The sequence below is a fragment of the Bradyrhizobium japonicum USDA 6 genome (assembly GCF_000284375.1).
Lineage (GTDB): Bacteria > Pseudomonadota > Alphaproteobacteria > Rhizobiales > Xanthobacteraceae > Bradyrhizobium > Bradyrhizobium japonicum.
In genome coordinates this window covers 8357256-8380988 of record NC_017249.1, presented here as the reverse complement: position 1 = coordinate 8380988, position 23733 = coordinate 8357256, and the positions used below count along the sequence as shown (strand labels likewise).

Here is a 23733-nt window from a genome sequence, read left to right as displayed (position 1 = left end):
AAGCCTGCACGCAATCACACGAATCGGAGGGGCTATGAAGCAATATGTTGGGCTTGACGTCTCACAAAAGGAGAGAATCAGGAACAGCAGAAGCCCGTTCCCGAAGATCATACGTCCGTCAGCAAGGACGAGGAATCGGGCGCACGAGGGTTGCAGCGCGATTTGCAGGATCGGTTGCAGCCGGCGCACGACGAGCCGGTGAGCGAGCCCGTCAGCGATAGTGCTTCCCATCCCGAAGTACCTGCAGGCTCGCGCCGGTTCGCCGCCTGCTCAAGGTCGGCATTGGCCTTGCGATTGTGGCCGTCTTCGGATGGTTGCCGCTGAAGGCCGTGCTGCAGACCTCGAGCGTTGCGGCCGTGGTCAATGCCAGGATCGTGACGTTGCGCTCGCCGATTGACGGCACCGTGAGCGCGAAGCCGCCGCAAGGCTCGACGCAACTCAGCGTGGTCCATGAGGGCGACGCGATCCTTCATGTCGTCAACGCGCGTGGCGATCGCGTGCGGCTCGACGATCTTCGGCGGCAGATGTCCCGGATGGAAAATGAGCGCCCGAGTTTCGCCGCCAAGCTTGCGGCCGCCGAGACGGCGCAACAGGACCTCGCCCGCCAGGCGGCCCAGTTCCGCGACGGTCGCATCCTCCAGCTCCAGGCGCGCATTGCCGAAATCCAGTCGGCGATCGAGGCCGCGGCCGCGCGACGGGAGAAGGCAGTGGCCGCCGTCGAGCGGGCCTCGTCACTGATCAAATCGGGCAGCGTCTCGACGGTCGAAATGGCCCGCCTGACGCGCGAGCAGGCGATCGCCCAGCAGACTGCGGATTTCACGGATCGTGAGCATCGATTTCGCGCGATCGTGAGCACTGAATTCAGACGATCGTGAGCAGCCCGCTACGGCCGATGGGAGATAGAGTCAGTGTTCTGGTTGCCGTCAAGGGTGATGGTTTTGGCGCTGCGTTTTCGCATGCTTTCTCCGGTGAGCTGGAGGCGGTGGGCGTTGTGGACGAGGCGATCGAGAATGGCGTCGGCGACCGTGGGGTCCCCAATGGCTCCATGCCAGGTGTCCACGGGGAGCTGACTTGTGACGATGGTGGATGCGCGGCCATGTCGGTCCTCGAGGATTTCGAGCAGATCGCGGCGTTCCGCGGCGGTGAGCACCGATAGTCCCCAATCATCCAAAATCAGAAGCTGAGCGCGGCCGAGGCTTTTGAGGAGCCGGGCGTAGCGTCCGTCTCCGCGCGCGAGCGCGAGCGCCTCGAACAGCCTTGGAACGCGATGATAGAGGACTGATCGGTTGTCGCGGCAGGCCTTGTGGCCGAGCGCGCAGGCTAACCAACTTTTGCCCAGGCCGGTTGCCCCGGTGACGAGCAAATTCTCGTGGCGATCGATCCAGCGACCTTCGACGAGTTTGGCGAAAACGGCGCGGTCGATGCCCCGCGGGGTGCGCAGATCGACGTCCTCGACGCAAGCAGTCTGGCGCAGTGCGGCGATCTTGAGGCGCGTGGTGAGCCGCCTGGTGTCGCGTTCGGCGGCTTCGCGGTCGACCAACAGGCCGATGCGATCTTCGAACGGCAGGGCTTCGAGATCGGGCGATCGGCGCTGCTCCTCGAAGGCCTTGGCCATTCCGGTCAGTCGGCGCCGTAGCTTTTGACGAGCGCCAGAATGCCAAGGCAGGTTCGAAAGCCTTGTTCTGGATGGGGCCGGGCGTCGATCACGGCCTGGAAAAACGCTGCTGTCGAAGGACCGATCCGCTCGCCGGCGGCGATCACCGCGGCGGGGGTCCATTTGCCGTAGCGGCGATGGGCGCTGGGCATGTGGTCGGCGATGGTGGTGTGTCCGCGTCGGTTGGGCGCGCGGGCATGGCTGGCGATCCGCTGGCCCTTGTGGAAGATCTCGACCGTCCGATCGTCGATACGGGCATCGACCAGCTCGCCAATCAGACGATACGGCGCGGAGTACCAATGGCCGTCGACCTCGACATGATAATCGGGAGCGAGGCGGCAGCGCTTCCAGCGTGCGAAGGCATAAGGCTGATCTGGCAGCGGGGTTAGCTTGGGTTTGTCGAGTTCGGCAAACAGTTCGGCGCGGCTTGAGCCGAAGCCACGCATTTGACGAGCATTGAGTTCGTCGACGAGTGTCTTGATGGCGGCGTTGAGCTCGGCCCGGGAAAAGAAGCGCTGATTGCGCAGCCGGGCCAGAATCCAGCGCTGGGCGATTTGCACCGCGACCTCGACCTTCGCCTTGTCTTTTGGGCGCCGCGGCCGTGCGGCGAGAATGGCGGTGCCGTAATGGCTCGCCATCTCGGCATAAGTGCGATTGAGGCCGGGATCGTAGCGGTCGGGGTTGCTGACGGCGGCTTTGAGGTTGTCGCAGACCACGAACGTCGGCGTTCCGCTCAAAAACGTGAACAAGTTGACGTGGGCCCGGATCCAGTCGGCCAAGCTCTCGCTGGGGCAGGCCTCGGCGTAGGTGTAGTTCGAAGCGCCCATCGCCGCGACGAACAGCTTCATCGGCTGCACTTCCCCGGTCAGGGGATCGACGATGTCGATGGTGTCGCCGGCGAAATCCACGAACACCTTCTCGCCGCCCAGATGAATCTGCCGCATCGAAGGTCGGACCCGCCCCTTCCAGGCCTCGTAGGTAGTGCAGAACCACGTGTACCCGAAACCGTCGGGATTAACGGCGCGATACTCCTCCCAGAGCAGGCGACGGGTTACGTTGCGCCGGCGGAGCTCTTTATCGATGTAGCTCCAGTCGGGCACCGGCCGCTGCGGGCTCTGAGACGCTGGTCGTGGGGCCGGGAAAAGCAAAAGCTCCAGGTCTTCATCGGTCATTCCCTCCGGAAGCGGCCAGCTCAACCCAGCAGACGAGCTATGCGGGAAACTGGGTGATGACGGAATGAGATAGGCGGCGTATCGAGGCGGGTGTCGAGCCTGCCAGAACCTCAAGGAGAGCGATACGCCATGAACGAGCATAGCAACATTGTCCCACTGCGTCAGCCCGATGAGATCGACGATCCACTGACGAATATTTTGCGATCTGGTGCTCGGCAGCTGCTTGCGCAGGCTGTCGAGATGGAAGCCGAGGCGTTTCTCGCCGCGATGAAGGGCTTGAAGCGTCCCGATGGCCGCGACCGCCTCGTGCGGCACGGCCATGGTCCAGTGCGGACGATCCAGACGGGGATCGGCGCCGTCGAAGTCGCCCGGGTAAAGATTCGCGATCGCGCGGTGACCAGCGATGGCGAGCGGATCCGCTTCACCTCGGCGATCCTGCCGTTGTGGGCACGGCGCACGAAGAGCTTGGATGCACTTTTGCCGGTTCTGTACCTGCGAGGCATCTCGACGGGCGACTTCCAGGAGGCGCTGGCGGCGCTCCTGGGCAAGGATGCGCCGAATCTTTCTCCGGCGGTGGTTTCCAGACTGACGACGGAGTGGCAGCTCGAGTACGAGCGTTGGCAGAAGCGCGATCTGTCGGCGCGCCGGTACGTATACGTGTGGGCGGACGGCGTCTTCCTGCAGGCTCGCATGGAAGACCACAGCGAATGCATGCTGGTGCTGATCGGCGCGACGCCGGAAGGCAAGAAGGAACTCATCGGCTTCCAGGTCGGCGTGCGCGAGAGCACGCAGAGCTGGCACGAACTGCTCGTCGAGGCGAAAACCCGTGGGCTGAAGATCGCCCCGGAAATCGCCGTCGGTGACGGCGCGCTCGGCTTCTGGAAGGCGCTCGACGAGGTCTTTCCCGCCACGCGACATCAGCGGTGCTGGGTGCACAAAACCGCGAATATCTTGAACAAAGTCGCAGTGTCGGTACAGGCCAGCATGAAGAAGGATCTGCGCGAGGTCTATTTGGCGTCCAACCGAGCTTCGGCCGAAGTGGCGATCGATGTCTTTGCCGAGAAATACGGAGCGAAGTACGACAAGGCGGTCGAGTGCCTGACGAAAGATCGCGACGCAATGCTTGCGTTCTACGAATTCCCCGCCGAGCATTGGGACCACTTGCGGACGACGAATCCCATCGAAAGCGTGTTCGCGACGGTCCGGCACAGAACGGTGCGCACGAAAGGTTCGTTATCGTCAACGACTGCCAAGTTGATGGTGTTCAAGCTGCTCTGCGCCGCATCAAAGACCTGGCGGCGGCTGAAAGGCACAAATCAGTTGCCGAACGTCAGCGCAGGTGTCAGATTCGAAAACGGCATCGAGGTCATCCAAGTGCCGGAAAACCACGCCGCCTGATCGCCTCGTCACCCAAAATCCCGCATAGCTCAGACGAACTTAGGTTACGTTCTGACACAGGAGACATCAATGCTGTCTCCTCGGTCCTCCTTAGCTTAGCAGTTGCTGACTGATTTGTTTGCCCTAAGAAATTGGGGGCTACAGTACAAACCAGTTGCTGCCGATGCTCGCTGCGGCGAGGACACCTGTGTGATAGCCCGGCCGTGGTGGGGACGTGTTGCGCCGAGCACGTTTGACGGGTTGGACCAGAGGTCTGCCACACATGATGTGGGAGCTTGACGATAGCCGGAGCGCTGGGAATCGATAACGAAGCGGCGGCCCTATAGACAAGTCCAACCCGCACGCGTCAGCGGACGTAACAATTCCTTGGGCTGGGCATCGTTCAAAGCGCTTTCACCGGAAAAGCGGTGACCAAGACATGAGGGGCGTCCTGGCGAAGCTCCATTTCGTCGTCACCGCGGCTGGGCTGAGCACAACCAATCTCGTGCTTGCCGAGCGCTCTCGGGAACCGCTCTGCAATGGAGCATATAGCTTCGCTCCAGGTGGAGTTAAATGCTAGGGGCGCTGATCGCTCTGGGCCGGCATTACTTTGATCACGACCTGGAATGAATCGAGCCGGCGTACCCTCCGTCTCTCGCAAGGTCAAAGGTTGTTTTGCAGCCGACAGTAGCCGGTAATGCTTTGGCGGGCAAGAATTAGCTCCTAATAACGTTAGGGCAGGTCGCGGTTCCGGCCGCAAAGAGGTTGCCCGGTGCGTGATCGTCGTTAGATCGGACAAGAACGCGCAGTTGATCGAATCAGATGCGGCCTCGGTCGCCATATGCCTGCAGTGCGCTGTCGAGACACTTGAGTAACTCTTGTACGCCGAATGGTTTGGCGAGGAAGCCGATCGCTCCGGCGTCCAAGGCTGACGCGCGTACGCGCTCGTTGGGGAAAGCTGTAATGAAAATGAAGGGTGCTTGGTAACCACGCGTCCGCATCTCTGCCAGCAGCTCCAGCCCGCTCATCGCTGCCATCTGCACATCAGTTATGACGCAGGATATCTCGTTCAACCGCGGCGACCGCAGGAGCGCCTCGGCCGAGGCAAATATCTGCACGACGTAGCCACGCGATTTCAAAAGGTTTTCTGTCGCCGCACGGACCGAGGGGTCGTCGTCAACGACGGAAATCAAAGGCGTGGACAAGATGAGCCCTCCCGACGCAGTACAGCGGCTGCCAAACCGTCAGCCACTTTCGCGAAAGTGGGCTTAAGTGATGGAATTGTAAAATCATACTTGGGTTTGTTCAGTGTGATTGGCGCTAATTCCGAGCGTCTCGCTCATTCTGATCAAGTCAGCCAGCGAGCGGGCACGCATCTTTTTCATTACGTGTCCCCGGTAGATCTTGACGGTGATCTCGGCGAGCCCAAGTTCGGCGGCTACCTGCTTGTTCATCAGCCCCGTCGCGACCAGTTTCATCACTGCCTGTTCTCGCGGGCTTAGGGTCTCAAATAGAGATTTCAGGTTCGCCACGGTTCGCTGAGCTTCTCGTCTTTTGCGATCGCGTTCGGTCGCCGCAACGACGGCATCAAGCAGTTCCTGATCGCGGAAGGGCTTGCTGAGGAAATCGACCGCGCCTCCCTTCATGGCCCTGACGGTCATGGGAATGTCGCCATGGCCGGTAATGAAGATGATTGGGATGTGTATGTTCAACCTGGCGAGCTCGGTCTGGTAGTCAAGGCCGCTCAGGCCCGGCAGCCGGACATCAAGAACTAGACAGCTTGTGACGTCCGGCATTGTGCTCTGCAGCATTTCACGGGCCGATCCGAACGCCACGACCTCCAAGCCTACCGATCGAAAAAGGTTCGTAAGCGAGCGACGCATAGAGATGTCATCCTCGACGACAAAGACGATTGCCTTCGTCGAAGCCTCGGTATGTCCGCCTTGGCCTCTCCAGTCAAATCGTCCTGTCACGAGATGGCCTCCTTATGCAGCGGAAGGGCAAACTGGAACGTCGCGCCCGGTCCATTTTTCTGAACCACTGAAATTCGTCCTCCGTGAACTTCCACGATCGACCGGCAGATCGAAAGGCCCATTCCTAGGCCGCTCGATTTGGTGGTGAAGAAGGGGTCCAAGACGCGGTCCGCGTCATTCTCGGCGATCCCGACGCCGCAATCGGTCACGGAAAGCTGCACGTACCCCAGATCGTCCGTAGATGATTGAATCAGAAGTTCACGCGGCCGGTCTGTAACTGCGTCCATGGCCTCGATTCCGTTCATCACCAGATTGATGATCACTTGTTGTAGCTGAATTCGATCACCGAGGACCCTAGGCAGCGCAGACGCCAACTCGCTTCGCAACGTCACTTGGTGGCTCACCAGCTCTCGTGTTACCAGCGCGCTGACGTCCCTAACCACCTGATTAATGTCGAGCGGCACCATCTCGATCTCGCCCTTTTTCGCGAGTGCGCGAATACTACGGATCACCTCGCTTGCCCGGATTGCATCTTCTATGATCCATTCGACTGAAGAGCGCGCGGCTGCAAGATTGGGAACATCGCGAGCCATCCAGCCGAGGCACGCATCGGCGTTGCTGAGGATAGCGGCGAGTGGTTGGGTTATCTCGTGGGCGATAGAAGTTGTCATTTCTCCCAAGGTCGTTACACGCGTCACATGTGCAAGCTCCGCCTGTGCCTTTCGCAGCTCTTGTTCGGCCTGATCAGCGCGAATGGTAGCGGTGATGTCAGTGCTGACGCCGCGATAGCCCAAAAAATTTCCGTTTCCGTCGAAGAAGGGCTTGCCACTAGTGCGGACGTAGATCGGAGATCCCATCCTATTTACGGTACGGTAGATGAGATCCCGGAACGGCAGGTGTGCCTGCAACGTCGCCCGATGCTGACGCCACTTCTCCGGTTCTTCTTCCATGTCGCACGCGATGTCCCAGCGAAGCAGGCCCGTTAACCCTGTCGCCAAAATTCCCGCAGCGCTGGTGTGCTCGGACAAGTGAGTGACCCGATGATCTGGCCCGGTTTCCCAGAGCCAGTCGGAAGCAGTCTCGGCATAGTCGCGAAAGCGCTGTTCGCTCTCGCGCAGCGCTACAAGCGTGTTTTCCAAGCGTTCCCTAGCTGCGTGTTGCTCGGTAACATCCATATGTGTTCCGATCAGCTCGCTGACATTACCATCGCTGCCGACGACAACGTGTGCAACGGAGTGTATGCGCCTTATCCCGCCATCTGGCAGAATAACACGGAAATCATATTCGAACCGTTCGTGCTCCTGGTCAATCGCCTGACGCTGCACCTCCTGCAACCCTGGCAAGTCTTCCGGATGGATGCGCGATCGAATAGTCTCTAGCGAAACCGGCTCTTGTGGGTTAAAGCCAAACAGGCGGTCGACCTCAGCGGAGCGATAAACGAAATCTCGTGTGTGGACGTCCCAGGACCAGCTGCCTGTGTGAGTGAGATGCTGAGCCTCGGCCAGATAGGCCTCGCTTCGGCGCAACTGCTGTTCTGCTCGCCTAGCTGCCGTAATATCGGTGGCTGCCCCAACAAACTCAATTTCACCAGAGGCGGTTCGCGTGACTCGTGCCTGCGCATGGATGTGCTTCACGGAGCCGTCAGGTAGCAGCAGCCGGTACTCGTGCTCGAAATCCCTCAGGTCTCGCATCGCTTCATCGATAATCTCTTTGACAGAAGCCCTATCATCTGGGTGCGTGCGCTCAATGACGAGTTGTGGCGCCGGTGTCGTCTGAAGATCGATTTGGAAAATCCGAAATGTCTCCTTAGACCAGAAGGCCTCGCCGGTAGAGGCGTTCCAGCTGAAGCTGCCTGTATGACTCAACTCCTGCGCGTGAGCCAAATGCGCTTCGCTCCGCTGCAGCGCAAGCTCGGTCTGCTTGCGCTCCGTAATATCTTCGCACGCCATGAGGATGACGGGGCGGTCGCCGGCCCAAAGCATGGCCTTGGCGTTTTCACGCACCCACAATACAGAACCGTCCTTCCTGACTTTCCGGACGTCCCAAGTGCGCGATTGTCCAACATCCTCAAGACACGTCTGAATGCATTTGCGGACGAATGCGCGATCCTCCTCCAGAAATACGTCGAGCACGGATTGGCCCAATAGTTCTGCACAAGCAAATCCCAGTTGTGTCGCGCCCAACGTATTGACGTTGAGGACAATGCCGGCCTCATCGACCATGAAGTACATGGCTGGATTGTGCTCGAAAATTGCGCGCCACCGTTTTTCACGATCCTCCAAATCCGAGGCACTCCGCTGAAGCTTGGCCGCAGCCACACGTGCAGCCTCTCTTTCCTGGCGGAGTTTTCCAATCAGGTACGTTCCGACAACAGAGACAATAAGAAATGCAACAACCACAGGAACATCGCGGGGATCATCGATTCGTAAACTAAACGCCGGCGGCGCAAAGTAGTATGCGAGAGCAGCGATTGCGACGATGCAAAGCGCTGATGAAGCAATGAAGCTGCCCATCAACGAAAATAGTAAGACTACTAACAAATAGGCGAACGCCGCGGCGGCGAAATGCGCCTGAAAGTACACGCAAGTCAGTGTAACCGCGGCTAGCGCTATGCTGCCCAAGGTCAACTGAGGGGCTGAACGTTTGAAACTGCTGATCCTATACATTTTGAGACCGTCCGGCCTGTTATCCGGCGGGAGAGCTATAGCATTTTAGGCAAAAATGAGGCAATCTTGAACACTTGGGTCCGCATGATAGCGTGTGCAAGATCGATCATCGGCTGCCGAACTCAGCACGCGCGGGGAAAAAACGCATTATAAACATACGTATATTTGTCCTAAACCTTCAGTAGGTGTCGCTGACGCGACTTTAGTCGAAGCTGAAACGTCCGCTTTTGCGCATCGCTCGAGCCTACGGCCAATGCGCCCCATTAGGCCGCGGAATGAGGACAGTGGTTTCAGTTCAGCCGATAGGTTCGAAGGCGCGCCTCCGGACCGGCAAGGATCAGAAAAAAGCTGCCCAATGACTCGTCTCCCCGACACAGCCGCTCCCGCGAAGAAAGCGCAAGTTCGCCTGCCGACACAGAAGCCGGAGTCGCGCGAGTCCTACGCGCGATGATGATTCGTTCCAATCTTATCGCGCTTTAGCTGCGAAAAACTGGTTCCGCTGGAAGCGAGCGGCGTCGCAGAACGCAGGGCAGCCTCGTATGACTCGCCACGGCTTTGTCGAGTGCCATTCACGCTGATCACACCCACCATGCTCTGCTAACGCAGCGCGCATCGTAACGAGAACGACAAGCTGCGTCCGCAGGATCCCTACGTCGTCCTTAATCGCGTGAGGCAAGTGGAGCGACGTGCATATGGATCTTCGTAGGCGGACCAATACCTAGTCCGTCAGTCCCGTCATCGGCTTGGCAAAAATGTTGCACAAGCGTTCAGATGGCCGGTAGCCCTTGAGTGCGAAAGCGAAACCCTGAAAAAGCTCCTGCCTCTTTTCTCGCTAGTACCCACTTTTCTTGGAACGTGAGTCGTGATTCAAGGTCGGGATGATACCCGAAGCAAGAGAAGTCCACCTTTCGAGGAAAGATCGCAAGGTGCTTGAGGCGTGCTGTCGCTCACCGGTGACGTTGCAGCGCGATTTGAAGCGGGCGCGGATAGTTCTGTTGGCGGCGGATGGGCGCAGCACCCGGTCGATCGCCAAGGAAGTTGGGGTCCAGCCGCGGATTGTCAGCCTTTGGCGGCATCGCTATGCCGACCATGGCCTTGAAGGGCTGCAAGACAAGCCGCGGCCTGGCAAGCAGCCGATCTATACGAAGACGACCGACAAGCGGATTCTGAAGCTGCTGGATAAGCCGCCACCGCAAGGGTTTGCGCGCTGGACCGGCCCCCTGCTGGCCGAGGCGCTGGGCGATGTCGATGTCCAATATGTCTGGCGGTTCCTGCGCAGCCACAAGATTGACCTGGTGGCTCGCAAGTCCTGGTGCGAGAGCAACGACCCGAACTTTACGGCCAAAGCCGCCGATGTTGTCGGCCTCTATGTCGCGCCGCCGGCGAAGGCCATTGTGCTGTGCGTGGACGAGAAGCCCTCGATCCAGGCTTTGGAGCGAGCGCAGGGTTATCTGAAGTTGCCCAATGGCCGCGCCTTAACCGGCCAAAGCCACGATTACAAGCGGCATGGCACCACAACATTGTTTGCGGCGCTCGAAGTCGCCACCGGAAAGATCATCGCGACCCATTCAAAACGCCGGCGCCGCGTCGAGTTTCTCGATTTCATGAACAGCGTCACCGCGACTTTTCCGAACCGCAAGCTTCACGTCATCCTCGACAACCTCAACACCCATAAAAAGAACGAGGACTGGCTCAAGGCCCACCCCAACGTGCAATTTCATTTCACGCCGACAAGTGCGTCATGGCTCAATCAGGTCGAAGTATGGTTTTCCATCTTGCAGGGGCAGTCGCTCAGCGGCACCTCCTTCACGAGCCTCAAGCAGCTTCAGGAACACATCGATGCCTACGTCAACGCATACAACGACAGAGCCGAGCCCTTCGTCTGGACCAAGAAAAAGGTCCGTCAACGCCGTTTCAAAGGCCGCCGTATCACTCAGCTCTGATTCCGGGTACTAGGGTCTGTACCTAAATAGCGCCACGTGATTCTCTTGCCTACGTGTTGATTCGGGGGCGAGAGAATGCGCGCTGGTTTGTTTTGGCTGAACGACAGGCAATGGGCGCGTATCGAACCGCATCTGCCGAGGGGACTGACGGGGCCGGATCGGGACGACGACCGACGCATCGTCAGCGGCATCATTCACATGCTGCAATCGGGTGCACGATGGCGTGATTGTCCACGTGAATACGGCCCTTACACGACGATCTACAATCGCTTCAATCGCTGGGCCAAGCGAGGACGATGGTGCGCAATCTTCGAAGCGCTGGCCAAGCCTGGCGAAGACGGCGTCGTACTGTCGCTCGACTCGACCTCGATTAAAGCTCACCGGTGTGCCTCCGGCGGAAAAGGGGGGAGCACAATCAAGCAATCGGCCGCTCGCGCGGAGGCCGCACGACAAAAATCCATGCGCTGAGCGATCCGCTCTGCCGGCCGGTCGTCCTGCATCTGACTCCAGGCCAGGATGCCGATATCGCTGCGGCTCCCGATGTCCTGGCGCTCGCGCCACCCATGAGCGTGCTCCTCGCCGACAAAGGGTATGATGGCGACAAGCTTCGCGGCGAAATCATTCGTCGTGGCGCCAAGCCCGTAATCCCCAATAAATCTAACCGTGTCGTCATCCATCGCTTCAACAAACGCGCCTACAAAGGACGAAATGTCATCGAACGCTGCTTTTGCAGGCTCAAGGACTTCCGGCGCATCGCCACGCGATATGACAAGCTCGCCCGTAATTTTTTGGCCGCTGTTCATCTCGCCGCTCTCGTCGCATATTGGCTCAATTGAGTCTGGACCCTAGCCTCTCAGGGGCAGCTGCCCTGGCTGCGGCGCGGAATAATGCTGTGCGCCGGAGAGCGCAGGGGGAGTATTCGTGTCCGAATGGCGGCGGTTCAGATCCGGGACCTACCTCATGTGCTTGTAGTGTCGATAGTAGTGGAAGCGGTGGACTTGTTGAGCCGAGTCTGCAGCGTCACGTGATCGAGCTCGCTTTCCCACCAGGATACGAACACAGCCGCGATGCCATTGCCGATGATGTTGGTGAGGGCGCGCACCTCGCTCATGAACTTGTCGATAGAAAACACGATTGCCATGCCCGGCACCAGAGCTGGGTTTACTACCGATAATGTCGCAGCGAGCGTGATAAAGCCTGCGCCGGTGACGCCGCTTGCTCCCTTCGAAGTTAGCATTGCTACTAGCAGGATCGTGAGCTGCTGGCCAAAGCTGAGATCGACACCGAGTGCCTGGGCAATGAACAATGTTGCAAGTGTCATATAGATATTGGTGCCGTCAAGGTTGAAGGAGTAGCCAGTCGGCACCACCAGCCCGACCACCGGCTTGGAGCAGCCCAGCCGCTCGAGCTTCTCCATCAATTGAGGGAGCGCGCTTTCGGAGGATGAAGTACCGAGCACGATCAGAAGCTCGTCTTTAATATAGATAAGGAACTTGAAGATTGAAAAGCCGACGAGGCGGGCGATCAGACCAAGCACGACTACTACGAATAGGGCAGCAGTCACGTAAAACAGCGCGATCAGACCGATCAGATTGCCGAGTGCTGCGGGCCCGAACTTGCCGACTGTGAAAGCCATGGCGCCGAAGGCGCCGATCGGGGCCGCTTTCATTACAATAGCTATTACCCCGAACACCGCGTGCGCGACGTCGTCAATCATGCCGCGCAGACGCTCGCCACGCTTTCCCAACGCCATCAGCGAGAAGCCAAAAAGGATCGCGAACAGGAGAACCTGCAGAACATCGCCGCGAGCGAAGGCGCCGACCACGCTATCGGGAATGATGTTGAGAATAAAGTCGACGGTTTTCGAGGCTTCCGCCTGCTTGACGTAATTGGCGACCGCCGCAGCATCCGGTTTGACCGCAAGGCCATGGCCAATCCGGACCAGATTGCCCATGGCAAGGCCCAACAGCAAGGCAAAGCTGGAGACGATCTCGAAATAGAACAGCGCCTTGACGCCGACGCACCCGACTTTCTTGGCATCTTGAATATGCGCAATGCCAGACGTGACGGTGCAGAAAATAATGGGCGCGATCACCATCTTGATGAGCTTGATGAACCCATCACCGAGCGCCTTGACCCAGTCGTTTGTGGCGACAGACGGCCATAGGCAGCCAACCATGGCGCCAATTAGGATTGCGATCAGCACCTGGACGTAGAGTATCTTATACCAAGCTTGCGACGCGCGCACAGGCGCCGCGGTTGCCATGGTGGTCATGACGCTTCCTTCCCGAATATACTCGAATGTGTGCCGCGGCTCGGTGAGAGGCGACAGTGTCATACGAGACTAATCATTATAGCCTTGCGCGATTGAAGACGCGTCCGAGAGCCGGCGCGTCTTTCCAAAGGCAGGCGTTTAGTTGCGTTGTCCTTTCTCGCTAAGCAAGATATGCACCAAATCCCAAACTGCGGCGGACTAAAAAGTCGCGGACAATGGCCTCCCTTCGGTGGCATCGGCTTGAGTGCTCTTAGCCGTGTTCGCAAGGTCGAACATTAGGCTGCAGCGTAGCGCGCATTAGCGGAATGCTGGAGTGTTGAGATCGTGCAGCAGTACGTGCAGTTGGTAAAATTGCTATTTTGGATTGAACGCATTTACCGAATGGAAGTCTGGCTAGGAGCTGCGTTGCCCGGGTAGGACCTCTGATGGATGACTGCGTTTTTCCGCAAGCGGCCAATCTCGTCGATGACGCGGCGTTTGTCTCCACGCCTGTGCTGACGATGTGCAAGCTAAGCCGGTCAGGGGAGCGGCCGTCGCTCGCGGCCCCTCGCGCCTTTGCCGCGTCGCCGAACCAGCCTTACGACGAGTTTTCAGCTACTTCGTTTGCGTAGCTGCCGACCGGCAGGCTTCTTGCGATCGGTTCAGCTACCGGCCCTGCGAGCACGGGATTTGAGCCGCCGACAAACCAAACAGGCATTTCTCGAGTCGAGTCTGCCGTTTTCGTTGGGCGGCTGTTGCTGTCCGCTTGGAAACAAAGATGCCAGAAACCTGACAAAGCGTTAGGTCCACTCCACGGTGACGTCGGCGTCTACGCAAAGTGCTTTCACATAAGCATAGCGCCGCCGCTGTTCGCACGTGGCACTCGAATTGCTGATGACAAATGAGAAGCTGCCGCCGTCGGGTGGGACGAAGCGGACTTGTCACAGGAGTTGCCGATGAGCCTTGCGATGCTGCTCTTGCTCGCAGAAACGGTGCGCGTAAATTTGGGGGACAGAGCGAGCTGCCGCACGAACAAATGGCTATTCGCACCACATCGCTGGGCAGCCCGACGTGCAGGCAATCACTATCGCGATACGGCGACCTGCGCTCGTTGGCGGGCTGACGCACATGGATTTTGATTCGTCAGAGATCTCGCAATCCATTGCGCTCACGATAGAGCTCGCTAGCGTGACGACCGTGATCCTCCTCGTGATTGGTGTGCCCCTCGCCTGGTGGCTGGCGCGTTCAAAGACTTTTCTGAGCGAGGCTGTCGCTGCGCTAATTGCCCTTCCGCTGGTACTACCCCCAGCGGCTCTCGGCTTTTGCGTACTCGTTCTGCTCGGCCCCGACGGACCCGGCGGCGTTCTCGCCTCTTTCTGGGGCGAGCGCACGCTCGCTCTTACCTTCGTCGGGATCGTGGTCGGATCGGTGCTCTCGGCGCTGCCATTGGTCGTGCAGCCGATACGTAACGCCTTTCTTGCGGTTGGCGATCACCCGTTGGAAATGACAGGGCGTGTTTCGCCATTGTATGGCTTCGTTGCTATCATCGCACCGCTGGCGCGACTGGAGCTCGTTAAAGCGGCCGTGCTTGGATTTTCTCACACGATAGGCACATTCGGCGTCGTGATGATGATCGGCGGAAATATTCCTGGACGCACCAAGGTGTTGTCGGCCTATGTCGTGGACTACGTCCAAGAGCCGCGCTGGCACGAGGAAGTGTGGTTGCCGCTGGTATGGTGATGTTCGCATTTGCGACAATCTTCACCTTAGCCATCATCGACAGACATTGTACCGGGCGAGGCAACGAATCATCTTAGGTTTGCCAGGGCGATCGCTCTAAACGTCCAGCCTGTCGCCGCGCACAGCCCCGTAGGCGACGAGCCCCTTGGAGATCGGATCAAATCAGACCTAAAGTCAAGCCAACGTGCGCACCACATTCTCAGTCCCTTGCGGGCTCTGTTCCTTGCTCGGCAACCGCGTTGGTACGTGCTGCCTGCATTAGGTTCGATTATGAGCGCTTTAACGCACCGTTGGTCAGCGATCGGCAAGTTTGATTGAGGCCGGGCAATGTGGTGCCCGTCGACTGAACCAATTCTATTCAACAATCGGCATCATGAGTGCCGCCTGCAGGAGCGTAGTTCCCTTCAGCGGTGAACGATCGGCTTGATTTGTTAAAGTGCTCACATCGACGTCGAAAACTGGACACCAATAGCGTAGCAGATCAATGGCCTAGCTTCTGGGACGCTGGCCGGATTCGACAAGCCGAAAATCTTAAAGCGGTGGCTTGTTATCTTTCAGGTGTTTCGCTCTGCTGGCTTGTTTCTTGCCGAACATCACCAATCGTAACGCTGGCGACAACTCGCTTGGAAGGTTTCATGGGTGATGCAACGGAAACCTTCTACGGCGTGATCAGACGACAGGGTATCACGCGTCGCAGTTTCCTTAAATTCTGCAGTTTCACGGCCGCGAGCTTGGGGCTTGGTGCAAGCAGTATTGCGCACGCCCTGGAAACCAAACCGCGAGTGCCCGTCATCTGGCTGCACGGGCTTGAGTGTACCTGCTGCTCGGAAAGCTTTATCCGCTCGGCTCATCCCTTGATCAAGGACGCGCTGCTGTCGATGATTTCGCTCGACTATGACCATATGATCATGGCGGCGGCAGGACACCAGGCTGAGGCCATCCTGGAGGAAACCCGTGCCAGGTACAAAGGCGGATATGTGCTTGCCGTTGAAGGTAACCCGCCCTTGAACGAGGGTGGCATGTTCTGCATTGACGGCGGCAAGCCGTTCGTTGAAAAGCTCACGTCGATGGCGGAAGAGTCCATGGCGATCGTCGCTTGGGGCACGTGTGCGTCCTGGGGATGCGTGCAGGCGGCCAAGCCAAATCCGACTCGCGCGGTGCCGATCGATAAGTTAATCACCAACAGGCCCTTCATCAAGGTGCCCGGGGGCCCGCCGATCGCAGAGGTCATGAGCGGCCTCGTGACTTTCATTACCACGTTCGGAAAGCTTCCAAAGCTTGATCACCAAGGGCGTCCAAGTATGTTTTATTCCGAGCACATTCACGATAAGTGCTACCGGCGGTCCCATTTCGACGCTGGTCAATTCGTCGAAGAGTGGGACGACACCAACGCACGCAAGGGCTATTGCTTGTACAAGTTGGGCTGCAAGGGACCAACCACCTACAATGCCTGTTCGGCCCTTCGGTGGAACGGCGGCGTTTCATTTCCCATTCAATCCGGCCACGGCTGTCTCGGCTGCTCCGAAGATGGCTTCTGGGATAAAGGGTCATTTTACGACCGACTCACGACCATCAAGCAGTTCGGCATCGAGCAGAACGCCGACGAGATCGGCATGGCCGCTGCCGGCGTGGTGGGGCTAGCGGTCGCTGCCCACGCGGCGGTCACCGCCGCGAAGCGGTTGAGGCACCGGCCGGATCGCCCTGCCCACAAAGGCAAGCCGAGTTGAGGAGGTAACGACGGTGGCCGTCCAGACGCCGAATGGGTTCAATCTCGATCGTTCCGGCAAGCGAATCGTTATCGATCCGCTGACTCGCATCGAAGGCCACCTGCGCATCGAAGCTAATCTCGATTCCGACAATGTGATCCGCAATGCAGTCTCAAGCGGGACGATTTGGCGTGGCATCGAAGTCATCCTGCGTGGGCGCGATCCGCGCGACGCATGGGCGTTCACCGAGCGGATTTGCGGGGTCTGCACCGGTACCCATGCGCTCACCTCCGTGCGCGCGGTTGAAAATGCACTAGGAATTACGATTCCGGAGAATGCAAATTCGATCCGCAACATCATGCAGCTGTGCCTGCTCGTGCATGATCACCTCGTACATTTCTATCACCTCCATTCGTTGGATTGGGTCGACGTGGTCTCCGCCCTCAAGGACGATCCCAAGTCGACCTCTACACTGGCGCAATCTATCTCGCCCTGGCCGCTGTCATCCCCTGGCTATTTCAAGGATCTACAGATCCGGCTCGGCAAATTCTTCGGATCAGGGCAACTCGGTCCGTTCAAGAATGGCTATTGGGGGCATCCGGCCTACAAACTGCCACCGGAAGCGAACCTGATAGCGGTAGCTCATTATCTTGAAGCACTCGACTTCCAGAAGGAGATCGTCAAAACCCAAGCGATTTATGGCGGCAAGAACCCGCATCCAAATTGGCTGGTGGGCGGCGTGCCGTGCGCGATCAACATCGACGGAATCGGAGCGGTGGGCGCAATCGGCATGGAGCGACTGAACATTATATCCTCCATCATCGACCGTTCGATCGAGTTTGTCGAGCAGGTCTATCTGCCCGACATTGCCGCGATCTTTTCGTACTATAAGGACTGGCTCCACGGCGGCGGTCTTTCGAGCAAAAGCGTGATGTCCTATGGCGATATCCCCGAAAAGGCCAATGACTGTTCCGGCGAGAGTTTCAAGCTGCCGCGCGGGGTCATTCTTGATGGCAATCTCAAGGAGATATTGCCGATCGACCATGGTGATCCCGAACAGATCCAGGAATTCGTCGCGCATTCATGGTATAAATACCCCGGCCATTGCTGCGGACTGCTTCCCTGGGATGGTATCACCGAGCCGAGTTTTGAACTTGGGCCAAAACTCAAAGGCAGCAAGACAGATATTAAAGAACTCGACGAAGGCGGCAAATATTCCTGGATCAAAGCGCCGCGATGGCGCGGCCGCGCCGTGGAGGTTGGGCCGTTGGCCCGATACATTATCGGTTATGCGCAAGGCAAAGCCGAGTTCAAGGAGCCCGCCGAGAGACTGCTCAAGGGGCTCAATCTTCCCGTGACTGCGCTGTTCTCGACCCTTGGCCGTACTGCGGCGCGGGCGCTCGAATGCCAATGGGCGGCGCATCAGATGCGCCATTTCCAGGATAAGCTGGTAATCAACATCAAGGCGGGCAACACGGCAACTGCCGATATCAGCAGGTGGAGGCCGGAAACCTGGCGCAAGGAAGCCAAAGGCTACGGGTTCACTGAGGCGCCTCGCGGTGCGCTCGGGCACTGGATTACGATCAAGGACGCTAAGATTGACAACTATCAATGTGTCGTGCCGACGACATGGAACGGATCTCCTCGCGATTCAAGCGGCAATATTGGCGCTTTTGAAGCTTCGCTGATCGGCACTCCGATGGCCGATCCGCAGCGCCCGTTGGAGATTTTGCGCACCATCCACTCCTTTGATCCGTGCTTGGCTTGCTCGACGCACGTGATGAGTCATGAGGGTCAAGAAATGGCCTCAATTAGAGTTCGTTAGGCCCATGCGGAACAGGGCTCAGAAGTTTCTTGCCGCCGCCGATGCGGCACTGGCTGGTCGCAGCATCCGTGGGGGCACCGCCCACATTTATGCGCTGGTGCGACTCTGGCATTGGGCTAATGCAGCCGCGATTCTGGTACTGAGTTTAACAGGCTATCTTATTGGAACCGGGACACCGGCGATATGGGGAATGGCAAGCGGCGGTTTTCTATTCGGCTATATCCGCTTTGCTCATTTCTCGGCGGGATATGTACTCAGCGCCGGCTTTCTTCTGCGTATCTACTGGGCCTTGATGGGAAACGCGCACGCCATGCAGATCTTTTGCGTGCCGCTTTGGCGCCGGTGCTTTTGGCGGGAGTTGCACCACGAGATTCGCCGGTATTCGTTCCTTGCGGTTGAGCCTGAAAGGGGCCTCGGGCACAACCGCCTTGCTCAGCTAGCAATGTTCTTCATGTTTACGCAGACGATCACGTTCATGGTCGTCACCGGCTTTGCACTTTACGGGCAAGGTGCCGGTACTGACAGCTGGCAGTACAAGGTGTTCGGCTGGGTGTTTTCACTCTGGCCGAACAGCCAGGACTTTCACACCTGGCATCATCTCGGCCTGTGGGTGATCGTGATGTTCGCGCTGGTCCACATCTACGCGGTGCTCTGGGACGACGTCGTGTCGCGCCGCAGCTTCCCTTCTATCAAGTAGGTGAGCATTGGTTTGGCGATTGACTGGGAAGCGGATGCTCAATTCAACAGAGAAAAAGCGGATTTTGGTGCTCGGCATTGGCAATATTCTGTGGGCCGATGAGGGATTCGGTGTGCGTGCGGTCGAGGAGTTTCATCGTAGCTACGCGGTCGATGATACGTCACCGTTCTCGATGGCGGCACCCAGGGGCTCTACCTCGTTAGTTTTCTTGAGGGGGCCGACTGCCTGATCGTGTTCGACGCCATCGACTATGGATTGCTGCCCGGGCAGTTGGAGCTTGTACGAGATGACGAAGTGCCAAAATTCACGGGGGCCAAGAAGGTGAGCCTGCATCAGATGGGCTTCCAGGAGGTCTTGAGCGCGGCCGATTTGCTTGGCCGCCGCCCGCGAGAGCTCGCTCTTATCGGCTGCCAGCCGATGGATCTGGAGAATTGGGGCGGTCCGCTGACCGCGCCGGTGCGCTTTCAGATTCCCCCCGCGATTAGACTGGCCTGTAAGCTCCTAGAGCAGTGGGACTCGCCGGCAAAACCGCGGAGTGCGCCGCTGCCTGCATCAGAACGGCTGTTGGCGAACAATATTGACCATGCGAATTATGAAATGAAAGGCAGAGCCGATCTAGCGGCCTGCGGCTGATTATGTGCCTTGGCTTGCCAATGACGATTGTCGAGACCGACGGTGTCACCGCGTTATGCGAGTATGGCAATGAGCAGCGGCGCATCTCCGTCGTGCTGCTCGCTGATGTACGGGCCGGCGCCAAGGTGCTCGTTCATATCGACAGCGCAGTGCGGCTCCTGGACGAAAACGAAGCAAGGCTGATCTGCAAAGCACTTGACGGGCTTGAGGCCAGCCTCAACGGTCAGAGCTGCGATCGCTTCTTTGCGGACTTGATCGGTCACGAGCCGCAATTGCCGGAGCACCTACGCTAGCGCTTCCGCTCCCTTGCACCGGCTGGGGTTCATAGACCGGATTCCAGTCGCAGGACCATCGGCTTGGACAACGTCAGGCGCTACGCCGTTGGGTCGAACGCGACTCGCGCACCTAGAGATGATTGGCATGCGCCTTGCTAACCGCCATGCTGGCAGAACCGATCATGATCAGAGAGGAGTGTGATGAAGTTGCAGCCGGCTCAGCATGCTCTGACACGGCCCGCTCCGTCCGACGACGTGGAGGGCGTTAGCGCCGATGCGCGCCTGGTCGCGCACGTTCCCAGGAAGGCGACCTTGATGCCGCTGCCGGCGGCTGATCCCCTACATATTCTGCGGATCAGTGAAGCACCCTCGCGCGGCCCTGGTGGCACACTGACCGGCCGGCCCGGCCAGCGTAGACTGTCGACGCCGCGCCTATCCCCGAGGAACAATATACTCTGCCTGATCGGCAAGAGACCGGATCGTTTGCTCACGATCAACCGCATCTCCTCACCGATCCTTTGGGCACTCGCCGGCAGCACCGGCGCCGGCAAGTGCAATACCCCTCGACACAGACAATGGAACATCGCATCGTGAAAGCAGCGATCCCCGTTGTATCTGGCGGCGCCGGCCGCGCGGCGAGCGGCTTTACCACAGGTTCTGGAACTCTCGATGTATTCTATCGCGGCGCGACAAGTGCGCTTGTCAATCGCGTTTGGCGGGTTTGCGACGAACGTGCAAGGAAGTATCCGAACGCTGCCCTGCTAATGTCAAATGTCGCTGCTGCTGTTGGGGGTCAGAGAAGCGGTGATCCGACACAATTGTACGGACTCGCAAATTTCAGCGATGCCGAGCGCAAGCTGATTGACGAATTGCTCGGGGAAGGCGAGGTGACCGGGTGGTTGCGTTGCCGGACGGCAGTTTGGCACAAATCCGGGAGTCCGTGCATGCCGGAATCTGGCGCGTGCGCATCGGAACCGAACCGGCGCACGAATATGTCGAGGTTGGAGCGATTCCGCAGATTGTCCGGCGTGCCGCAACTGACCTGACATCAACCGAACTTCTGATTGACACGCCGCCGGATGGCGCGATGAACGTTCAACCGGTGCTGGCCGAAATACGCGAGCGGGCCAGCGTCTGGCAATTTTGCATGAATGCGCATGTCATCAATCTGACGTTACTGCCAATGAGCGTTGTCGACTTGACATTCCTGCAGCAAAGCTTGGGCAACGGACCCGTCCAACTCATGTTGCGGGGCTACGGTGCCTGCAGAGTGCAGGCGACCGGGACTAGGAATGTTTGGTCCGTGCAGTTCTTCAATTCTACGGACAACATCATCCTTGATACGGTGGAGGTCGGGGGCGTGCCGATTGTTGCGTTGGCTGCCGACGAGGATTTCCAGGACTCTGCCGGACGCGTGCAGGAAATTCTCGAGGCGTACTTCACATGATGCGCTCGGGCACTCGACATCAGTTGCGATCCCACAGACGGCGCCTTCGGATGGATCATAGCTTGCGCGGGGGGAGGGGGCAGCATTGCGCATGAACCTCACTGCAAGCAACAAAATCCATGTCCGCGTATTGCTAGCTGCCGACGTAGTCGCCTCGGTCGAGATCCAGCCGCGAGTCCGGCCGCCGCTGGGTCGGATATTCGCCGGAAAGCAGGCCTCGTCACTGCTCAACGCAGTGCCGCGGCTCTTCGCGTTATGTGCCGCTGCGCAGCAAACCGCACTGTTGACCGCGATCGAAACGGCGCGCGACGAAGTGATCACCCTCGCAAAAAAAACAGCATCGTATTGCGCTGATCGTTACCGAGCGCATCATGGATTTGGCACGGGGCCTATTTGCCGGACATCTCACGCTAGAGGTCGCCAGTGCGGCAGCAATCCGCTCCCTGATGTCGGAATTGTCAGCGCTTGTTCGCTCCGCCCAGCGAGCCTCGTGCCCCCCCTCAACGGGAAGCAACAGCGCGGATCGCGGCGGCGCTGGCCGCGCTGGGCGTACCGAATGAGGGACGCGCGCTCAGGTCCGGCAGCCCACTGTCGCTTCGCGTCGCGGCGCTTCATGAGGCCGGCTTGAAGTCGGCTCCGGCAGCATACTCGTTCCTGTCCGCTGCTGACGACTTCAACATCGCGAAGCGATTGCTCGGGGATGATTCGACGTTTTGCGATTGTCCGGATCTGGAAGGACATGTGCCCGAGACGGGTCCTTGGGCGCGCCAAATGACCCGGGATCGGTTCTTGCTGAGACCCTTCGGTGCGGCCGAGCGGCTGATGGCCAGAATAGTTGAAATCGTCCGGGCTATGTGCCTGGCTTGAGGCCGGCGCTCAGCCGGATACCGCAGAGCATGGGATTATCGAAAGATATAAGCTTGGGCCCGGTCGTGCAGCGGCCGCGGTCGAATGCGCCAGGGGACGTCTCTACCACGCTGTTGAGCTTGACGCTCACGGCCGGATATCTCGCTTCGAATTCCTGGCGCCGACGGAGTGGAATTTCCATAAGCGCGGACCGCTTGTACGGAACCTGCAGGGCGCCGTGCTGACAGCTCCGCGGCGCTGTGATGCAGTCCACGCGGTGATTGCGTCGCTGGATCCGTGCGTCGGGTTCACTCTCAATTTTCGTGAATTTCACGATGCATGAAATGGCCATTTGCATGGGGATCATTCAGATCGTCGAGGAGAAGGTACGGGAGCGATCCTCTTCGCGGGTGCGGAGCGTCTGTTTGGAATTGGGAACGCTGAGTCATGCCGCGCCTGAAGCGATCAGGTTCTGCTTTGCTGTCGCTGCAATGCGGACCGTTGCCGAAGGCGCCGCGCTTAATATCGTTGAACTACCGGGCGTTGCCTGGTGCATGAGCTGTTCGAAGAGCGTTGAAATTGCACGCCGGGGCGATTGCTGTCCTTGCTGCGGCAGTTATCAGTTGCAGGTAACCGCGGGCGAACAGATGCGCGTGAAAGCGCTGGAGATCGATTGATGTGTACCGTTTGCGGCTGCACGGAAGGTACACCGACGACCAAACACTCGAGGACAAATGATGCGAAGAGCCACGAGCGATACAATGACCATGTGCGGGACTCTTGCGATGGCCATTCTCCTCTTCGCCGGCCGGCCCACCATCAGGCACATGGCATACAGCCGCTTCCGAGCGGCGGCGCCGGCTCGGCTGATTCAAGGGTCGGGGGCATGAGCGGAAAGCAGGTCATCGAGATCGAGCGCGATATCCTGGGCAAGAATAATGGGATTGCGGCGGTCAACCGGGCCCTCTTCCTTGCCGATGACGTTCTCGTGTTTAATCTTTTATCCAGTCCCGGTGCAGGTAAAACGACGCTGCTGGTCCGTGCCGCGTCCGAGCTCAAGCGCAGCCGCCCGGTCGGTGTCATCGAAGCGACCAGCAGACCTCGAACGACGCTGAACGTATTCAGGCTGTCGGCGTGCCAGCCGTTCAAATCAATACCGGCAAGAATTGTCATCTCGATGCTGCAATGATCGGCGGAGCTTATCGCCGCTTGCCCCTGCTTTCAGGCGGCATTCTCTTCATCGAGAACGTCGGTAATCTGATCTGTCCCGCTGCCTTCGATCTTGGCGAGGCCTGCAAGATCGTGGTGTTCTCGATTACGGAAGGTGAAGACAAGCCCCTCAAATGTCCTGATATGTTTGCTGCTTCATCCCTCGTGGTGATCAACAAGATCGATCTGGCGCCGCTGCTTGAATTCGATTTGGAAAAGACCATCGAGAGAGCTGGCCTCGCAAATTCGGACAGTAGCTTGAGTGGATTTTCTGCCTGACAGCGGCGAGGATTCTTGCTGCGAATCAGGAGCGAAG

At 58.7% G+C, this 23733-nt stretch carries 18 protein-coding genes and 3 pseudogenes; 15 read left to right on the top strand and 6 right to left on the bottom strand.

What is annotated here, in order from left to right:
* Positions 1-296 precede the first annotated feature (296 nt).
* Positions 297-875, top strand: coding sequence for a hypothetical protein (locus BJ6T_RS38805; protein ID WP_011084521.1), 579 nt, complete (start codon positions 297-299; stop codon positions 873-875).
* Between the two features lie 8 nt (positions 876-883).
* Here the strand turns inward: BJ6T_RS38805 and istB are convergent, their stop codons facing one another.
* Both istB and istA read right to left on the bottom strand, forming a co-directional pair.
* The gene (istB, locus tag BJ6T_RS38800) at positions 884-1615 is read right to left on the bottom strand and encodes an IS21-like element ISFK1 family helper ATPase IstB (RefSeq protein WP_014497992.1); all 732 of its coding nucleotides are present in this window, start codon (positions 1613-1615) and stop codon (positions 884-886) included.
* 8 nt (positions 1616-1623) lie between these two features.
* Positions 1624-2916, bottom strand: a pseudogene (gene istA, locus BJ6T_RS38795) (IS21 family transposase); the annotation flags it as partial.
* Positions 2917-2955: 39 nt separating this feature from the next.
* Between istA and BJ6T_RS38790 the strand changes: the two are divergent.
* Positions 2956-4224, top strand: a complete 1269-nt coding sequence (locus BJ6T_RS38790; RefSeq protein WP_014497990.1) for an IS256 family transposase — start codon at positions 2956-2958, stop codon at positions 4222-4224.
* 797 nt (positions 4225-5021) lie between these two features.
* On the opposite strand, the gene BJ6T_RS38785 is transcribed toward BJ6T_RS38790, so the two are convergent.
* The 3 genes from BJ6T_RS38785 to BJ6T_RS38775 all read right to left on the bottom strand — a co-directional run bounded on the left by BJ6T_RS38785 (position 5022) and on the right by BJ6T_RS38775 (position 8842).
* Positions 5022-5408 carry a response regulator transcription factor gene (locus tag BJ6T_RS38785; protein WP_014497989.1) on the bottom strand — a complete coding sequence of 129 codons (387 nt, stop codon included), beginning with the start codon at positions 5406-5408 and terminating at the stop codon, positions 5022-5024.
* Between the two features lie 84 nt (positions 5409-5492).
* A complete protein-coding gene (locus tag BJ6T_RS38780) occupies positions 5493-6176 on the bottom strand; it encodes a response regulator transcription factor (RefSeq protein WP_011084526.1) in 684 nt (227 codons plus the stop codon).
* Positions 6173-8842, bottom strand: a complete 2670-nt coding sequence (locus BJ6T_RS38775; RefSeq protein WP_011084527.1) for a PAS domain-containing protein — start codon at positions 8840-8842, stop codon at positions 6173-6175. Before BJ6T_RS38775 ends, BJ6T_RS38780 begins: the two co-directional genes overlap by 4 nt.
* A gap of 878 nt (positions 8843-9720) precedes the next feature.
* Here BJ6T_RS38775 and BJ6T_RS38770 point away from each other — a divergent pair.
* The gene (locus BJ6T_RS38770) at positions 9721-10785 is read left to right on the top strand and encodes an IS630-like element ISRj1 family transposase (RefSeq protein WP_011084514.1); all 1065 of its coding nucleotides are present in this window, start codon (positions 9721-9723) and stop codon (positions 10783-10785) included.
* Between the two features lie 75 nt (positions 10786-10860).
* Positions 10861-11621 (top strand): IS5 family transposase gene (locus BJ6T_RS44715; protein WP_110115998.1). Its coding sequence is split into 2 segments (ribosomal slippage): positions 10861-11200 and positions 11200-11621, totalling 762 coding nucleotides; the frame shifts between segments, so codons are not numbered across the junction.
* 122 nt (positions 11622-11743) lie between these two features.
* Here BJ6T_RS44715 and dctA read toward each other — a convergent pair.
* Positions 11744-13060: a C4-dicarboxylate transporter DctA gene (dctA, locus tag BJ6T_RS38760; protein ID WP_011084529.1), complete on the bottom strand. Its 1317-nt coding sequence runs from the start codon at positions 13058-13060 to the stop codon at positions 11744-11746.
* A gap of 1107 nt (positions 13061-14167) precedes the next feature.
* On the opposite strand from dctA, the gene BJ6T_RS38755 reads away from it, so the two are divergent.
* From BJ6T_RS38755 to hypB, 11 genes and pseudogenes are all read left to right on the top strand, one after another.
* Positions 14168-14779, top strand: coding sequence for a molybdate ABC transporter permease subunit (locus BJ6T_RS38755; protein WP_011084530.1), 612 nt, complete (start codon positions 14168-14170; stop codon positions 14777-14779).
* Between the two features lie 635 nt (positions 14780-15414).
* Complete coding sequence (locus tag BJ6T_RS38750; protein ID WP_014497984.1) at positions 15415-16506, top strand: hydrogenase small subunit; 1092 nt, start codon at positions 15415-15417, stop codon at positions 16504-16506.
* A gap of 13 nt (positions 16507-16519) precedes the next feature.
* A complete protein-coding gene (locus BJ6T_RS38745) occupies positions 16520-18310 on the top strand; it encodes a nickel-dependent hydrogenase large subunit (RefSeq protein WP_011084532.1) in 1791 nt (596 codons plus the stop codon).
* Positions 18311-18314: 4 nt separating this feature from the next.
* On the top strand, positions 18315-19007 hold the full coding sequence (gene cybH / locus BJ6T_RS38740; protein ID WP_014497983.1) for a Ni/Fe-hydrogenase, b-type cytochrome subunit: 693 nt from the start codon (positions 18315-18317) through the stop codon (positions 19005-19007).
* A gap of 34 nt (positions 19008-19041) precedes the next feature.
* Positions 19042-19640 (top strand): annotated as a pseudogene (locus BJ6T_RS38730) (HyaD/HybD family hydrogenase maturation endopeptidase).
* Between the two features lie 2 nt (positions 19641-19642).
* Positions 19643-19933 carry a HypC/HybG/HupF family hydrogenase formation chaperone gene (locus BJ6T_RS38725; protein ID WP_011084536.1) on the top strand — a complete coding sequence of 97 codons (291 nt, stop codon included), beginning with the start codon at positions 19643-19645 and terminating at the stop codon, positions 19931-19933.
* Positions 19934-20505: 572 nt separating this feature from the next.
* Positions 20506-21362: pseudogene (locus tag BJ6T_RS49770) on the top strand (hydrogenase expression/formation protein).
* Positions 21363-22197: 835 nt separating this feature from the next.
* Positions 22198-22551 carry a nickel-dependent hydrogenase large subunit gene (locus BJ6T_RS48885; protein ID WP_014497978.1) on the top strand — a complete coding sequence of 118 codons (354 nt, stop codon included), beginning with the start codon at positions 22198-22200 and terminating at the stop codon, positions 22549-22551.
* The gene (gene hypA, locus BJ6T_RS38710; protein WP_011084541.1) at positions 22544-22885 is read left to right on the top strand and encodes a hydrogenase maturation nickel metallochaperone HypA; all 342 of its coding nucleotides are present in this window, start codon (positions 22544-22546) and stop codon (positions 22883-22885) included. Before BJ6T_RS48885 ends, hypA begins: the two co-directional genes overlap by 8 nt.
* A gap of 209 nt (positions 22886-23094) precedes the next feature.
* Positions 23095-23397, top strand: a complete 303-nt coding sequence (locus tag BJ6T_RS48880) for a P-loop NTPase family protein (protein WP_014497976.1) — start codon at positions 23095-23097, stop codon at positions 23395-23397.
* Positions 23343-23696, top strand: coding sequence for a hydrogenase nickel incorporation protein HypB (gene hypB / locus BJ6T_RS48875; protein WP_011084543.1), 354 nt, complete (start codon positions 23343-23345; stop codon positions 23694-23696). The genes BJ6T_RS48880 and hypB overlap by 55 nt, the downstream gene beginning before the upstream one ends.
* Positions 23697-23733: the final 37 nt, after the last annotated feature.